The following is a 15481-nucleotide window of genomic DNA, read 5'->3' as shown; positions in this document are numbered from 1 at the left end:
GCCGGAGGGAATATCCGCTGCTCCGGCCGGAGCGGCGAGACGCATCATCTCACCCGGCGCTGCCTTTGTGTCAATCCCTGGACGCCGAATATGGCCTATGCCGAACGGGGTCGCTGACGCCGATTCCTTACCCTTCTGGCTGGACCGGAGGATGCCAAGACATTTTTAAGTCGATGCCAACTTTGAGCCCCGATTCTGTTGTCGATATATGAGACGACGGCGCCTGGAAAGGCAGCGGTAGAAAAGGCCGCGAATTCGATCCGCCGTGTCCCGGTGGCCGCCGCGCCGGCGTGCCCTGTCGACCGCCGGCGCCGAGCGTCCCCGTCGGCCGGGAGCGTGCTCAGTTCTGACCGAGCCAGAGGTCGGGGCCGAAGACCTCGTAGTGGACGTCGCGGGCGGGCACCCGGCGGCGGAGCAGGTCCGCGCGCACGTCGCGCATGAACGGCAGCGGGCCGCACAGGTAGGCGACGAGACCGTCGGGCAGGTCGATCACGTTGAGGTCGGCGTACCCGATACGGGGCGCGGGGTCGCAGGAGCACGCGCCCGCCTCCTCGTACCAGCGGTGCAGGGTCGCGCCGGGCAACTCGGCGACCAGCCGGACGAGCTCCTCGCGGTGGGCGTGGTCGGCGGGGCTCCGGTCGGCGTGGACGACGATCACCTGGCGGGTGGAGCCGGTGGCCGCGAGGTGGTCGAGCATCGACAGCATGGGGGTGATCCCGATCCCGGCGGAGGCGAGCAACAGCGGGGCGTCACCCGGGGCCAGGGTCAGGTCGCCGTACGGCGCCGAGACGGTGAGCTCGTCCCCGGCCTGGACGTTGGCGTGCAGCCATCCGGAGACCTCGCCGTCGGGTCCTGACCCGCGGGCCCACCTGACGGTGATCCGCCAGTCACCGCGCTCGGGGGCGCACGACAGGCTGTACTGCCGGATCTGCCGTGCCCCGTCGGGCAGGGTGACCCCGACGCTGACGTACTGCCCTGGGGTGAAGGCGAGCGGGATCGACGGGGCGAGGGTGAAGGAGACGGTGTCCGGCGTCTGGCGCCGCCGCTCCAGAACCGTGGCGCGCAGCCAGGGATCGCCGGGCTCGGGCAGCAGCCGCGCCTCCAGCGCGATCAGCGCGTTGGCCATCAACCAGTAGACCTCGTCCCAGGCCGCCGCGACCTCGGGGGTGACGGCGTCGCCGAGCACGTCGACGATGGCGGCGAGGAGGTACTTGTGCACGATCTGGTACTGGTCGGGGGTGATCCCGACCGAGGCGTGCTTGTGCGCGATGCGGGCGAGCATCGCGTCGGGCCGCTCGTCCGGCCGGTCGAGCAGCAGGGTGGCGAAGGCGGCGATCGACCCGGCCAGGGCCTGGCGCTGCGTCCCGCTGGCCTGGTTGCCCCGGTTGAAGAGGTTCTTCAGCAGGTCCGGGTTGTCGGCGAACATCATCGTGTAGAACCGCCCGGTGATCTCCTCCAGGGCCTGATGGACGGCGGGCAGGGTGGCCCGGACCGTCGTCGCCGATTCGACAGAGAGCATGTCTTCTCCAAATTGGTAAATGATCTTCGTATTAAAGTGCGTATTGACGAAAGGGGTCGGGGAGGAGGTGGTCAGGAGAGAGCGATCAGCACGGGTCCGGTCGGCGAGCCGACCAGATCGTCCACGGTGAGCGGGTCGAGCGCCGCGTGGAAGGCCCGCTGGGCCTCGCGCAGTGCGCCGCGCAGGCGGCAGGCCGCCCGCAGCGGACACGGCGTGTCGCCCTCGCAGGCGACCACCTCCTCCTCGCCCTCCAGCTCGCGGACCAGCCATCCCAGCGAGGCCTTACGGCCGAAGCCGGTCAACTCCAGCCCGCCGCCGCGCCCCCGGCGGGCGTCCACCACGCCCAGATGTTGCAGGCGCGCGATGGCCTTGGCCGTGTGGGTGTAGGGGATGGCCATGGCGTCGGCCACCTGTCTGGTGGTGAGGACCGCGCCGGGTTCGGCGACCGCCAGTCGCATGGTCACCCGGAGTGCCAGATCCGTGAACTTCGTCAATCGCACGCTAGAACCGTAACAAACATGAATCTCAGGTACCAATTCAGGGTGTGCCTGAGAAGGGAGGGCGTCCGCCCAACGGTGTCCGCCCAACGGTGTCCGCCCAGGAGGCGGTCCGGTAGCCCTACGGTCTGTGCCCTGCCGACCGGCATCCCCCGGTGACCAGGTGTTTTGCCGGCTTCCAAGTGAGGCACAAGTGTGCCCTGTGATCCTGATTCTTTGGCGCCGAGCCCGCATGAGGTCTCACGTGGGTGCTCGTGACGTGAAGGAGGATGTCGTCATGCCGGACCTTGCGCCCCTGCGGCCCGGGGACCCCGAAAAGGTGCGGGAGTACCGGCTCACCAAGCGCCTGGGCGAGGGGGGTCAGGGGACGGTGTATCTGGGTGTCGCCCCCACCGGGGCTCAGGTCGCGGTCAAGCTGCTCCGTGGTGACCTGGCCCAGAACAGGGAGGTGCTGGAGCGTTTCGTGCGTGAGGTCGACGCGGCCCGGCGGGTGGCGCCGTTCTGCACCGCCGCGGTGATCGAGACCGGGGTGGACGAGCAGCGGCCCTACATCGTCAGTGAGTACATCGAGGGGCCGACGCTCAACCATGTCGTCGGCGCCGAGGGCCCCCGTGAGGGCGCGTCCCTGCACCGGCTGGCGATCGGTACGGTGACCGCGCTGGTGGCGATCCATCAGGCCGAGATCGTGCATCGTGACTTCAAGCCGGCCAACGTGCTGCTGGCCGCCGACGGCCCCCGGGTGATCGACTTCGGCATCGCCAAGGCGCTGGACGGCACCTCGTCGCTGACCGCGACGGCGGTGGGCACGCCGGCCTACATGACTCCCGAGCAGCTCGCGGGGCGGGCGGCGGGTCCGTCCGCCGACATGTTCGCCTGGGGGTGCACGATGGTCTTCGCGGCCACCGGGCAGCCGCCGTTCGGCACCGACAGCCTGCCCGCGATCTTCAATCGGATTCTCAACGCCGAGCCGGATCTGTCGGGGATCGCCGATCCGGCGCTGCGTGACCTGGTGGGGCGGTGTCTGGCCAAGGACGAGAGCCTGCGTCCGACGGCGGGTGAGGCGCTGATGCGCCTGCTGGGCCACGCCGGTCCGGGCGCGTCGTCTCTCGCCTCGGCTCCGGGCGTGCTCGCCGAGGGCGTGGCCGCCGCGGTCCAGCAGTCCGGTCCCGAGTACCACCCCTACCCGGGTGGACCACAGACCGGGGCGCCGTACCGGACCGGTCCGGAAAGCCCCGCACCCCACCGGGCCGGGCCGGACGGGTACGCGGCGCATTGGACCAGTCCGGGCGGATATCCGCCGCAGCAAAATGGGTCAGTAAGGTATTCATCACATCAAACCGGACCGAGTGGGTATCCGGCTCACCAGGCCGGGCCGGGCGGATACCCACCGCCGTACGGGGCCGTGCCTCAGGGAGCGAACTTCCCGGCAGGGCCGGGAGCGCAGCCGCCCCCCGGCCGGAAAAGGCGGGTGCGCCGGGTCTGGCTCGTGTTCGGCGCCGGACTCGCGCTCACGCTCGTCGCGGTAACGATCACAGTGGTGGTCCGGAACGGAACCGGCACCGGAACGGGCACCGGCTCGCGGGCGGCCACCACTCCCACCACCGCTCCCCAAGCCACTCTCCCCCAGACCGTCTCCTCGATCCCGCCCGCGGACCGGAAAATCAAGCTGCCGGGCAGCTCCATCACGATCCACGAGAGCGACAAGGACCCGGTCAAGCTCACCTCCTACAACGTGTGGAAGGGAGACAAGCGCTACGACTACACCCGCAAGGCCGGTACCGACGAGTTCGCCAGGGACGAAGCGCACGCCTACCACAGGCTGAACCCCTCGGGCACCCACACCCTCGCCGTGAACCAGTACTACAGCTCGGACGACTACGAGGTCGTCTCGATCATCGACCGCAAGACCGGGGCGAAGAGCGAGACAAAGACCGCCAAGAGTCCGAGCATCGCGCTCTACCCGCATTGGTCGCCGGACGGCACCAAGGGACTGGTCACCCTGTACGGGCCGGTCAAGGGCGAGAGCACTTCGCGCGTCTACGGTTACGCGATCATCGACATCGCCACGAAGAAGGCCTCGATCGTCCGGGTGAAGGATAAGGACGCCGGGGTCTGGGGCTACTTCTGGCGGAGTGACAGCAGGGCGGTCGGCACCTGGGCGGCCACCGAGGGCAGCGATCACATCCGCTTCTACGACCTGCGGGGCACCGTACTGCAGAACCTTCCGGACGTGAGTGATGCGGTCCAGGTCGAGGGGGACCATGTCAGCCCGTCCGGCACGCTGATGATCACGTACTGCGGGGGGACCGCGGAGATCTGCCTCCAGTCCACCGCCGCCGACGCGAAGCTGGAGGTTCGGATCCCGTTCGCGACCGATCGGGTCCTCGGCTGGTACGACGACCGGCACATCGTGGCCTGGCGGAAACAGAGCTCGGGCTACGAGGCGTTGGTGGTCGACTTCAAAGGCAAGGTGAAGCGGGTGCTCGCCACCAGCACCGACGACAAGGAGTACCAGAGCCAGGAACTGAGCTACACCGGGGCCGGCTGAGCGGACGGACGCCGCGCCTCGACGCTCGCCGGGCGCGGTCGGTCGCCTGGCCCGAAGGTTCATGGAAAAGCCGGCGGTCCTTCGCTGGAGGACGGGGGGCGGCTCGGCTAGGTTCGGGGAGGTGACCTCCCTCGACGACCTCGCCGCTCGGGCCCGCTCCCTGGTACGGGAGGGGCACCGCGCGCTGCTGGGCATCGCCGGCGGTCCGGGGGCCGGCAAGACCACCCTCGCCGAGCACCTGGTCGCGACGCTGCGCCCGACGCCTCCCGAGGGACAGCCGGCGCGGGAGTGGGTGGCGTACGTGCCGATGGACGGCTTCCACCTCGCCGACGTCGAACTCGACAGGCTCGGACGCCGCGACCGCAAGGGGGCGCCCGACACCTTCGACGCCGCCGGCTACGCGGCACTCCTCCGCCGCCTGCGCGAGGACGAGGACGAGGTGGTCTACGCGCCCGCCTTCGAGCGCGACCTGGAGCAGCCGGTCGCCGGCAGCATTCCGGTCCCGCGCGCCGCCAGGCTCGTTGTCACCGAGGGAAACTACCTGCTGCTCGAGGAGGGCGACTGGTCGCGCGTGCGACCGTGTCTCCACGAGGTCTGGTACTGCGACCTCGGCCCCGAGGAGCGGGTGCGCCGCCTCGTCTCCCGCCATGAGCACTTCGGCAAGGACCGTGACGACGCCGTCGCCTGGGTGCTGGGCACCGACCAGCGCAACGCCGACCTCGTCGCCACCACCCGCTCCCGCGCCGACCTCATCATCCCCGACGCCGTCATCCGCTCGATCGGCTCCCCCGAGGCGACGGCCGGCTGACGTACGGCTCCCCCTGTCGAGGGCCGGGGCGATCCCGCCGAATGCGAATCGGCCAGAGTCTTGATCATCGGCGTGGTTCTCTTTGCCTTTTATCAGGCAACATCACCAACGTACCGTTTACACCTTTCGGGGGAGCAGATGTCCATTTTCCGTTATCTCATCACCGCCGTTCTCGCCGTCTCGACGGTGGCGCTCGCCGCGCCGGTCGCGTACGCCGACCCTGACCCCCTACCGCCCTGGTCCCCTCTGTCGGAGGACTACGAGCCCTCGGGCACGCTGACGGTCAGGAACGGTGACCGCACGGAGACCTGGACCTGGGTGCCCGGTCACCAGAGCTACCGGAGCACCGAGAACAGCTCCAATTCGCTGCATCGGAACAGGTAGGCCCCCGGACTCCGGGGCACGGGGGCCGCGCTCGCCCCGGTAAGTGGTCGCACATGGTTTGTCGGCAAAGATCCACGATCTTATGGATTTCCCATATCCTTTCCGGAGACAAGGAAGGGTGAGGGCATGACCGAGCAAGAGGCTGTTCCGACGGGCATCGACCCGAACACCCCGAGCGTCGCTCGAATGTACGACTACTACCTCGGAGGCAAGGACAACTTCGCCTCCGACCGGGCGGCCGCGGAACAGTTCATGCGGGTGGTGCCCGACATCCGAGAGATAACTCGGGCGAACCGGGCCTTCCTTTCGCGGGTCGTCGAGTTGCTCGTGCGTCAGGGCGTGCGGCAGTTCCTCGACATCGGGTCGGGGCTGCCGACGCAGGACAACGTGCATCAGGTCGCCCATCGCGTCGCACCCGACACCCGGGTCGTCTACGTCGACAACGACCCCATCGTCCTGGCGCACGGCCGTGCGCTGCTGGAGGACAACCACCTCACCTCCGTTGTCGAAGGCGACATGCGGGAGCCCGAGAAGCTCCTGACGAACCCGCAGATCGAGAACGCCATCGACTTCACCCAGCCCGTCGCCGTGCTGCTGATCTCGATGCTGCACTTCATTCCCGACGACGCGCTGGTCACCCACATCATCACCGCGATCCGGGAACGGCTCGCCCCGGGTAGCTATCTGATCATCACGCACGCCTTCGAGGCCGAGGTCAGCGCCGAGGTGCACGAGGCCGGGCAGCAGGTCTACCGCTCGACCAGCGCGGGGGCTCTCACCTCGCGCGGTCCGAAACAGCTGGCCGAACTGCTGAACGGAATGGATCTGCTGGAGCCGGGGATCGTCCCGGTCGAGGCGTGGCGTTCCGAGTACAACGAGTACGGAGAGAAGATCACCGTCGACTTCGGCAAGCCCGGTATCCTCGGCGTTGTCGGACGTAGCTGACCGCCTCCATCGGCTCCGGCCAGGTCCCCCGGGATCTCGGGCCGGAGGCGATGAGGATGTTCCCTCAGCGGCGGCGGACGAAATCGACCCGGCTGAGATACGGCTTGTACTCGGCGGGGCCGGGAATCAGTTTCTCCTCTATCAGATCGACCTCGACGGCGCCGGAGAGGTCGACCCGCTGGTAGGTCTGGGTTTTGCCGCGCTTCCGCATCAGGATCACGTGCCTGTCGTCGTACCAGCCGGCGAAAACGCTTGGCCGGTGGCCGATCCGGTGAACGATTTTCCCGCTGGACGCCTCGACGATACTGACCTGCCCGCTGTTTCCGGTCCTCTTCTCGAAGGTGGCGAACAGCCGTCCCGAGGGGGAGAAGGGGGTCACGGCGTGCCACTCGTCGAGAATTCCAATTCCGGTGTAGACCCTGCGCTGTCTCCCGTCCAGGCCGTAGACGACGATACGGCGCCTGCTCGGTGCGACGTCCAGATCGTCACGCACGGCCAGCACCCGGCTCGCGTCGCCGGCGAAATAGAAGCGGAACTTACGGCCGATGTCCCAGTCGGCCACGCGGTGCCGAGGACCCGTTCTCACCAGGTGGGGAATGCGGTCGGCCACGTTCATCGTGATGAAGCCGATTATCGTGAGGCTGTCGTCGGGGTGCGTCCTGTAGGCGGTGAGCAGGAGTGTGCGACCGTCCGAAGACCACTCGGGCGAGGTCACGGGCGCGGGCATGGAGATCGTGTGCCTGCGGCCGGACCTGCGGTCGATCAGGTCGATCCGTTCTGTCGCGATCCACAGCCGGTAGTCCGGGATTCCGGCCACCCATCTCTCCCCGGGAGACACCAGCGCCTCGCGATAGGGCGTCTTGACGAACCTGTCACCCTCGCGAAGGTAGCCGTGGTGCCCCTGGCCGGCATCGAAGGTGAGTGAGTAGGAGGCCAGCCGGACCGGCGCCTTCGCGATGTCGTGGAGTTTGCCCGACGTGCCGGCGAGTTTGACCCATGGCCCCGGCCCAATGGAGCCGGTCGTGCTCATCCCCGGTATCCCCGGCGTTCGTGCGCGTGCCGGCTGCGTTCCGGCGACGGCGACCATCACGACCGCGAATGTGGCGACAATGAATCTGACGCGCATGTGCCCCCCTCGTTCATCCAATGAGACGCGCGATCGGAACGGTTGGTTCGCGGACACTGTGCCGCCGACTCCACCCGGCTGGCGGTTCTCGCACCGGGTATATCCGCCGATGAATATCGGGATATCGGTAAGCGACATATGATGATCGATAAGGTTCGGAAGGTGATCAAATTTCGGGTGTCCCGCGGTATAAGGCTGGCTCTTGTTGTCATGCTTTTTCTGGGCGGGGTGACGGCGAGCGCACCCGAGGTTGGGAAGACGGTCATATGCACCTCCTCCTGGTTGGGTAATTCGGTCTCGCTGTCCTGCGGCGACCCCGAGTTCGAAGCGCGGCTTCGGGCCCGGGTACTCACCCCGGACCAGGCCCGCGCCATCGACTGCCCGCCCATCGAGTTGAGCGACGGGTCCGGCGGCGACGAGATGGCCGAGCCCGAGATGATCTCCACCGATGAGCCGACTCCCACCTACTCCCCGAGAGCGCCGGATCCGGTGATCGCGGCCCGGGTCAACCAGGCATGGGACCGGATCGAACGCTGGCTGGGCGCGCACGCCTCGGCCACTCTGCGCAAGCTCAAGTTCCCCGTGGCGCCGCAGGATCTGGCCCGCTGGGAGGACTCTCAGCGGCGCGCACTACCCGATGATCTGTACGTCTCGTACCTTCGTCACGACGGCGCCGAGGGCAACCTCGGTGACGGCTTCCAACTCCCCCCGTCCTACGGTCTCCTCGGGCTGTCCGAGATGGACTCCGCCACCTGGGGAAAGTGCCGCGACCTCGTGATGGAGGGGGATCTCGAAGCAGCCGATCCCGAGCACGGGAAATGGCACGGCAGCCTACTGACGATCGGCGACACGAGCCGTGGCGAGGAGCTGTTCGTCGAACCCAGGACCGGCCGCGTCGGTGAGTCGGCATGGGACGAGAACCTCCGCTACGACGGACCCATGGGCTGGCCGTCCCATCTCGCCCTGCTGGAGGCACTGGCCACCTCGCTGGAGGGCCGCGCGTCGCTGCGCGACTGGTACCCGGTCGTCACCTCCGGCTGCGAGTTGCGCTGGTCTGAGGAGCAGCAGACCTCACCGCCCACCGGTTGCGCCGGCGTCCCCCGTCCGTCGCCGACCCCGACGCCCACCGTCCAGCCGACGCCGGAGCGGCTCACCCCCCAGCAGGCCCGCGACACCGGTTGCGTCCCCGCCCGTCGCTCCCCGACCGTGCGCGTGCCGGGCCCGAAGGTCACCGCCCAGGTCAACGCCGTCTGGGGGCGCATCGAACGCTGGCTGGCCCGCCGAGCCCCCGCCACCTACAAGCGCCTCCAGCCCCCGGCCCGACTGAGGGACATCGCGAAGGTGGAGGCGGCCATGGGCGCCCGCTTCCCCGACGACCTGCGCGCCTCACTGCTCCGGCACAACGGTGGAGGGTCCTGGGGGTTCGGCCCCGCGCCGTTCTACGAGCTCATGTCCGCCAAGTACATCCACTCGGACTGGAAGATGTTGTGCGGCATCGTCCTCGACAGCCCGGCGGAACTGGCCTTCGTCTGGTGGGACGGCCACCTGATCCCGTTCGCCGCCGCGCACGACGGGGGCAACCTCTTCATCGACCCCCGGACCGGCAAGACCGGCGAATACTTCAACGAGGAGGGGCTGACCACCGAGGGCGACGTCGTCTGGCCCTCCTACCTGGCACTGCTCAGGGCAACGGCGAAATCCCTGGAAACCGGCCGTCCCATCCGAGGCTGGCGCCCCTCCGTCCAAAAAGGCGAACTGGACTGGAAAAGTGTGAAGTGAAGAGCGTCAGACAGGGCGGCGGGTTTGTGATCGGCGGGCCGGTGGCAGGGCGCAGTCACCGCACATGCCGCCGCCGGGCAGGCGGTAGTACAGGCAGCAGCTGCGACGGACGAAGGAGGGACGGCCGGGTACGGGTTCGGTCAGTTCGCCCGTGCCGCGCAGGAGATCCCGGTCCAGCAGTTCGCGGCCCAGCCGCACGGCCTTCGCGGTGAGATCGGGCCGTCGGCAGGTGAAGGCGCCGATGGTTCCGACCAGTGCGGAGGCCGCATTGCCCCACAACAGCCCCGGTGCGATCTTCACGATCCGCCGGACCGCCTCCGCGAGTGGTTCCAGCATCTCGGTCATGATGCCGCGGTAGACCGGTCCGGCGATCCGCGCGGGATCGCGGATGTCCCAGCCGGACAGCCGGGTGGCTCGCAGCGGCAGCGGACCGGGGGCCGGTCGCCAGTACAGGTGCCCGGGGGCCAGGTCGATGAGCAGGTCGTGCGCGACCACGGCACCGATGGACGGTGACCACAGGCGGGCGGCCAGGCCCTGGAACAGGATCGAGGCGGCCACCCGGTGCTCGGCGGTGCCCAGCCGTCCGGCCATGTCGTGGATTCTCGCCTCCAGGATGCCCGGATCCGTCCACAGATCGCTGAACGGTCGCCATCCGGCCTCGGCCTCGGCTGTCTCGATCTCGAAGTAGCCACCGATAGTGCGGAGGTCGACGATCGCTCCGAAGACCGCGGCCGGGGCAGTGGGCAGCAGTCCGGGCGGAGCGCCGGCACATGAGTCGCACGGCATGGCGAGCGCCTTCCTCGTTCCGCCGTCACCTTCACTGCCATGGTCGCACGACCCGCATGGTTCACGGGCCTGCCCATCGCGGGCGGGCGACAGGTGCGGGTCGAGGCTGAGCTCTGAGATGGGACAAGTCAGGTCGCAGTGGACGCGGAGGTGTCGGCCGGCTGCCCGCCGAATCCGGTGGCGAAAAGGGGCTCGGTCCCGAGCCGTGCTCTGAACGGCTCGGATTTCGCTCGGCTGGAATCCACGCCTGTCGTGGTTTGTATGACTTCAGGGGCAGTTGAGGATTTGCCGAAAACGCATACGCCGCCTCGTGTGCTCCCCTAGCCTCTGCTAGGTCGTACCATCCGCCCCCCAAAGGAAAACGGCATGGCACAGTCGTGGGCCGAGTTGCCGATGTGCCGTGTCGTGTGGGCGCGCGGGATGAGTTGCGCAGTGCTCATGTCGCGGACCGGCGCGTTGCCCGAGGATTTCCCCGCGATATTCGGTTACCTCGCAAACGGGAGGCGGACCGTCGTGGAAACGGTCGCCGACGTACTTCATGAGCTGGAAAGAAACGTCGTCGATCTTTTCCCGGCCTGGCTTCCCGGTGCCGAGGGGATCGACGGCCCGGGGGGCGCGGCCGTGCCCGCCGTACGTGAACTCGCGAGGCGGGCAGCGTCTGGTCACCGGCACCTTGCCCCTTTCCTGGCGGATCTCGCCGCGCGGTCCCTGACGGGTGCGGCATCCGGTGGCCGTCCGGGTACGGCCGAGGTGCGCGCCGCCGGGCTGGCCCTGGCGTTCGCCGCGAGTCTCGGTCGTCCCCGTACGTCGATCCTGGTCCAGGTGCCGGAGGGGCTCTCCGCCGCCGAGGAGGAGACGCTGGTGGCGGCCGGTGAGTGGCTTGTCCAGCGCGGTGGGCTCGGCGTCTGGCTCACCGGCGCCGCGCTGGTCACCGTCGACCGGATCCAGACGGTGACCGTAGGGCCCGCGCCACTGCGACACGTCTCCGGTTCCTCGGCCACGGCGGGGCTTCCGCATCCGTTCAGCCCAGTGGAGTCCGCGCTGGAGCGGGCACTCGGCTCTCACGGGTGGGCCGCGGGGCGGGCCTGGAACCAGACCTACCAGCCGCACCCGCTGGTCAACCCCATCCGGGTGGACCTGCTCTGGCCGGACGAGCGCTGTGTCGTCGAGCTCGACGGTCCGGAACATCGCCGCCCGGACAGGCTCGCCGACGACCTGGCGCGGGACGCGCGGCTTGGCGAAGACGGTTACGCGGTCCTGCGCTTCACCAATGAGCGCGTCATGGCCGACATGCCGGCCGTGCTTCGCGAGCTGAAGCGATTTCTGCAAACCCACCGCACACGCGAAGGACAGGGATATGCCGGGAACAGAACTCACGCTCTCCGAGACAGCGGCGCTGGTGGTGTTGATGGTCGAGGTGAATGAGATCTCCAACCCCGACCTCAAGAAACGTTACGGCCTGACCCTTGACGGGAAATCACGCCTGAAACTGAACGAGCTCAAGCTCGTTGAGAGCCGGAAGGCAGGCCGGGCGTTCGTCCATCTTCTGACCGACCAGGGCTGGGCCAGGATGGCCGAGGAGATCCAGTCCGGCATTCCCGTGCCCAGTGGCGCGGCCGGTGCGATGAACCGTGCCCTGCTGTTCTGGCTGCGTGGTTTCCTGGCGCGGACCGGCCAGAGCCCGGCCGACATCTTTCCCATCAAAGGCGATCCGGTCGGGGCCGGGGATGTCACCGCGCGCATCCGCGCCGCCTACACCGAGCTGGCCGCCGAGCCCGGCGTCCCGGTCAGCCTGGCGCGGCTGCGACCGCTGCTCGGCGAGTTCACCAGAGCCGAGGTGGACGGTGCGCTCAAGGGGATGATCCACCTGCCGGGCGTGAGCATCATGCCCGCGAACAACCAGAAGACCCTCACCCCCGAGGCCAGGGCGGCGGCGGTGACCATCGGCGACCAGGACAAGCATCTGATCTCGATCGAGGCACGATGAACAGCCGCGAACTGAAAGTCCTTCAGGCACTCAGGTTCAACTGGGCCGAGGGCCCGGAAGACGTGTGGAGCCCCTCACCCTTCCACGTGGAGGGCCTGAACCCGAACGTGGAACGCGGCATTCTCAGCGGGCTCGCCGACGTGGCCGCCGGGGGCGCCACCAGCCCGATCGGTCTGGTCCTGCGCGGTCAGCGAGGCTCGGGCAAGACCCACCTGCTCGGCTGGACCAGGGAAAGGATCCAGCGGGAGAACGGCTACTTCTTCCTGGTCAGCCTGCTGGACGCGCGGACCTTCTGGGAGAGCACGCTGATCTCGATGCTCGACGGCCTGCTGCGGGACGGCAGCGAGGGGGAGAGCCAGGCCAAGATCCTGCTCCGGCGGCTGGCGGAACTGGCCGACGTGCCGCGCTGGGCGCAGCGCGAGGTGATCGGGAATCGGCTGGTGACGCGCGAGGGGCTCGACGCCTTCGCGGCCGGTTTACGCACGTTCGATGCCCAGGTCGGTAAGGGGGCCAAGGACAGCCTGCGCGCGCTCGTGCTCTACGCCAGTGCCGACCACGGCATGCAGGATATCGGCGACGGGTTTCTCTCCGCGCTGCCCGAGGAGGAGCCGGGCGAGCGCGCGGCCTGGGGAATCCGGCAGTTCCCGAAGACGCCACAGGAGATCGTCAAGGATCTCTCCCGACTCCTGGCGCTGACCGGGCCGTCCGTCGTCGCCGTCGACCAGATCGATGTGCTCGTGGCGCAGTCTCCGGTCCCCGATGAGGGTACGGCTGTGCACGACTGGCGTGACCTGATCGTGGTCGACCAGGTGGCCGGTGGCCTGATGGCGCTGCGCGAGGTCACCCGCAGGACCCTGACGGTCGTCTCCTGCCTGCAGCACACCTGGACCCTCATCGAGAAGTTCGCCACCGACACCGCGCGCGACCGGTTCCGGCCGATGCCCGGCCTGCAACCGCTCCCCGACGCCGAGGCCGCTCGCGCCCTGGTCGAGAAGCGGTTCGCCACCCGGTTCGCCGAACTCGGCTTCGAGCCGCCCTACTCGACCTGGCCGGTACGGGAGACCGTGTTCGGCGATGCCGATGAGTTCACCCCGCGACAGCTCCTGATGAGGATCGACGCGCACATCGAGGCATGCCTGGTCGATGGAGAGGTACGAGAACTGGAGCGCCTCGGCCAGACTGCCGATTCGCGTCGGGCATCCGCCCCCGACGACCGCCTCAGCGCCATCGACTCCCGCTTCACCGAACTCCGGCAGAAGGCGCACGTGACCGACGCCCTGGACGCCACCGTCGAGGACGCCGTGATGCCCGCCCTGCTGGCGGCGGGGTTGTCGGCCTGGATCGACGGGCTCGGCGAGGCGGGACGTGAGTTCAGCGTCGACCCGCCACCCGGTAGGAAGCCTCCACTGCACGCCCGGCTGCGGCACACCCTGGACGAGGAGACCGAGGACGAGGCGCACTGGGCGTTCCGCGCCATCGCCGCCACGAATGCGATCGCCGCGTTGAGTCGCCTGCGGACCGCCTCGGTGGCGGCCGGACTGAACACCGAGGTCCCCAGGCGGAAGCTGTTCGTCCTGCGTACGGCCCCCTGGGCGAAGGGACCCCGAACGGTCGAGGCCGTCACCGCGTTCGAGCGTGCGGGTGGCAGGGTGCTCGCGGTGAGCGAGGAGGATCTCAGCGTCCTGGCCGCGCTGCGGGAGCTGTACGCGGAGAACCCGCCGAACCTGCGGGCCTGGCTCGCCGCGCGGCGACCGGCGGGCGAGGTCGCGCTGTTGCGCGAGGCCCTTGGTGACATCGGCACCGAACCTGCCGAGCCGCCGGCCGCCGACCCCGTGGACACCAAAGCGATCACGCCGTACATCGCCCTTGGCGACACCGTTCCCGGTGGGCGACCTGTCGGGATCGAACTGGAGGCGCTGCGGAAGCACGCCGTGATCTTCGCTGGAACCGGGTCGGGGAAGACGGTCCTCATTCGCCGCCTGGTCGAGGAGTGCGCGCTCCAGGGAGTCTCGGCGATCGTGCTCGACCCGAACAACGACCTGGCCCGGCTCGGGGACGGCTGGCCGGAGCCGCCGTCGGGGTGGGGACCTGGCGATGGGGAGAAGGCCGCCGACTACCTGGCCGCCACCGATGTCGTCATCTGGACGCCCCGCCGGGTAGCCGGACGGCCGCTCAGCTTCCAGCCGCTGCCCGACTTCACGGGCCTCGCCGCGGACCCCGACGAGTTCGGCTCGGCGGTGGACGCCGCCGTCGCCTCGCTCGTGCCGCGAGCCAAACTCGACTCCAAGCTGGTCAAGGCCCAGCGCGGGCAGGCCGTGCTCAGGGAGGCCGTCGCGCACTACGGGCGCGCGGGTGGACAGGGGCTGCCGGGTCTCATCGGGCTGCTGGCCGACCTGCCGGACGGGGTGAGCGGGCTCGACAAGGCCGAGCAGATCGCCGCCGACCTGGCGCAGACCCTGAAGGCGGCGATGGTCAACGATCCGCTGTTCGCCGGTACCGGAACTCCCGCGGACCCCGGTGTCCTGCTCACCCCACCGCCGGGAAAACGGGCCCGGATCTCGGTGATCAGCTTTGTCGGCCTGCCCTCGGACGAGCAGCGCCAGAGCTTCGTCAACCAGTTGCAGATGGCGCTGTTCGCCTGGATCAGGAGGCATCCCGCCGGTGACCGCCCGTTGGGCGGCCTGTTCGTGATGGACGAGGCGCAGACCTTCGCGCCGTCCGGTGCGATGACCGCCTGCACGCAGAGCACGCTGATGCTGGCCGCCCAGGCGCGCAAGTACGGCCTCGGCCTGGTGTTCGCCACCCAGGCTCCCAAGGGGCTGCACAACATGATCCCGGGAAACGCGGCGACTCAGTTCTTCGGCCTGCTCAACGCCCCCGCCCAGATCGAGGCGGCCAAGGAGGTGGCCCGCGCCAAGGGCGGCCGGATCGACGACGTCTCCCGGTTGACGGCCGGTCAGTTCTACCTGGCCGCCGAGGGGGCCGCTTTCACCAAGACCCGGGTGCCGCTCTGCCTGACCCACCACCCCAGGGCTCCTCTGACGACGGAGGAGGTCGTCAGCAGGGCGAGTATCTAAGGTCCCCAGGTGTACCGACCACGGA

At 68.9% G+C, this 15481-nt stretch carries 12 protein-coding genes; 8 read left to right on the top strand and 4 right to left on the bottom strand.

Going from position 1 to position 15481, the window contains the following annotated elements:
• Window positions 1-340 precede the first annotated feature (340 nt).
• Window positions 341-1519 carry a globin domain-containing protein gene (locus IG98_RS0103780; RefSeq protein ID WP_030905418.1) on the bottom strand — a complete coding sequence of 393 codons (1179 nt, stop codon included), beginning with the start codon at window positions 1517-1519 and terminating at the stop codon, window positions 341-343.
• Window positions 1520-1590: 71 nt separating this feature from the next.
• Complete coding sequence (locus IG98_RS0103775; protein WP_030905415.1) at window positions 1591-2019, bottom strand: RrF2 family transcriptional regulator; 429 nt, start codon at window positions 2017-2019, stop codon at window positions 1591-1593.
• 274 nt (window positions 2020-2293) lie between these two features.
• Between IG98_RS0103775 and IG98_RS46545 the strand changes: the two genes are divergently transcribed.
• The 4 genes from IG98_RS46545 to IG98_RS0103755 all read left to right on the top strand — a co-directional run bounded on the left by IG98_RS46545 (window position 2294) and on the right by IG98_RS0103755 (window position 6701).
• A complete protein-coding gene (locus tag IG98_RS46545; protein WP_169750061.1) occupies window positions 2294-4564 on the top strand; it encodes a serine/threonine protein kinase in 2271 nt (756 codons plus the stop codon).
• Between the two features lie 121 nt (window positions 4565-4685).
• Window positions 4686-5372, top strand: a complete 687-nt coding sequence (locus tag IG98_RS0103765; RefSeq protein WP_030905409.1) for a nucleoside/nucleotide kinase family protein — start codon at window positions 4686-4688, stop codon at window positions 5370-5372.
• Window positions 5373-5510: 138 nt separating this feature from the next.
• Complete coding sequence (locus tag IG98_RS0103760) at window positions 5511-5756, top strand: hypothetical protein (protein ID WP_030905406.1); 246 nt, start codon at window positions 5511-5513, stop codon at window positions 5754-5756.
• A 126-nt stretch (window positions 5757-5882) separates the two neighbouring features.
• Window positions 5883-6701, top strand: a complete 819-nt coding sequence (locus IG98_RS0103755) for an SAM-dependent methyltransferase (protein ID WP_030905404.1) — start codon at window positions 5883-5885, stop codon at window positions 6699-6701.
• A 64-nt stretch (window positions 6702-6765) separates the two neighbouring features.
• Here IG98_RS0103755 and IG98_RS0103750 read toward each other — a convergent pair whose 3' ends face one another.
• A complete protein-coding gene (locus IG98_RS0103750) occupies window positions 6766-7827 on the bottom strand; it encodes a TolB-like translocation protein (RefSeq protein ID WP_030905402.1) in 1062 nt (353 codons plus the stop codon).
• A gap of 282 nt (window positions 7828-8109) precedes the next feature.
• On the opposite strand from IG98_RS0103750, the gene IG98_RS46540 reads away from it, so the two are divergent.
• The gene (locus tag IG98_RS46540) at window positions 8110-9606 is read left to right on the top strand and encodes an SMI1/KNR4 family protein (RefSeq protein WP_051751490.1); all 1497 of its coding nucleotides are present in this window, start codon (window positions 8110-8112) and stop codon (window positions 9604-9606) included.
• A 6-nt stretch (window positions 9607-9612) separates the two neighbouring features.
• On the opposite strand, the gene IG98_RS0103740 is transcribed toward IG98_RS46540, so the two are convergent.
• A complete protein-coding gene (locus IG98_RS0103740; RefSeq protein WP_051751488.1) occupies window positions 9613-10392 on the bottom strand; it encodes a (2Fe-2S)-binding protein in 780 nt (259 codons plus the stop codon).
• 366 nt (window positions 10393-10758) lie between these two features.
• Between IG98_RS0103740 and IG98_RS0103735 the strand changes: the two genes are divergently transcribed.
• The 3 genes from IG98_RS0103735 to IG98_RS0103725 are packed head-to-tail and all read left to right on the top strand — an operon-like array spanning window position 10759 to window position 15456.
• Window positions 10759-11817, top strand: a complete 1059-nt coding sequence (locus IG98_RS0103735) for an endonuclease domain-containing protein (RefSeq protein WP_157594136.1) — start codon at window positions 10759-10761, stop codon at window positions 11815-11817.
• Window positions 11801-12379, top strand: coding sequence for a hypothetical protein (locus IG98_RS0103730; RefSeq protein ID WP_169750060.1), 579 nt, complete (start codon window positions 11801-11803; stop codon window positions 12377-12379). Before IG98_RS0103735 ends, IG98_RS0103730 begins: the two co-directional genes overlap by 17 nt.
• Window positions 12376-15456, top strand: coding sequence for an ATP-binding protein (locus IG98_RS0103725; protein ID WP_030905392.1), 3081 nt, complete (start codon window positions 12376-12378; stop codon window positions 15454-15456). The genes IG98_RS0103730 and IG98_RS0103725 overlap by 4 nt, the downstream gene beginning before the upstream one ends.
• Window positions 15457-15481: the final 25 nt, after the last annotated feature.

It is taken from the genome of Streptosporangium amethystogenes, from assembly GCF_000721075.1.
Lineage (GTDB): Bacteria > Actinomycetota > Actinomycetes > Streptosporangiales > Streptosporangiaceae > Streptosporangium > Streptosporangium amethystogenes.
This window is presented reverse-complemented; position numbering and strand designations above follow the sequence as displayed.

Bases quoted from the DNA above. Each gene is read 5' to 3' on its own strand.
- IG98_RS0103780 (WP_030905418.1), bottom strand. From the start codon at position 1,519: ATGCTCTCTGTCGAATCGGCGACGACGGTCCGGGCCACCCTGCCCGCC.
- IG98_RS46545 (WP_169750061.1), top strand. From the start codon at position 2,294: ATGCCGGACCTTGCGCCCCTGCGGCCCGGGGACCCCGAAAAGGTGCGG.
- IG98_RS0103760 (WP_030905406.1), top strand. From the start codon at position 5,511: ATGTCCATTTTCCGTTATCTCATCACCGCCGTTCTCGCCGTCTCGACG.
- IG98_RS0103755 (WP_030905404.1), top strand. From the start codon at position 5,883: ATGACCGAGCAAGAGGCTGTTCCGACGGGCATCGACCCGAACACCCCG.
- IG98_RS0103750 (WP_030905402.1), bottom strand. From the start codon at position 7,827: ATGCGCGTCAGATTCATTGTCGCCACATTCGCGGTCGTGATGGTCGCC.
- IG98_RS0103740 (WP_051751488.1), bottom strand. From the start codon at position 10,392: ATGCCGTGCGACTCATGTGCCGGCGCTCCGCCCGGACTGCTGCCCACT.
- IG98_RS0103735 (WP_157594136.1), top strand. From the start codon at position 10,759: ATGGCACAGTCGTGGGCCGAGTTGCCGATGTGCCGTGTCGTGTGGGCG.
- IG98_RS0103730 (WP_169750060.1), top strand. From the start codon at position 11,801: ATGGTCGAGGTGAATGAGATCTCCAACCCCGACCTCAAGAAACGTTAC.
- IG98_RS0103725 (WP_030905392.1), top strand. From the start codon at position 12,376: ATGAACAGCCGCGAACTGAAAGTCCTTCAGGCACTCAGGTTCAACTGG.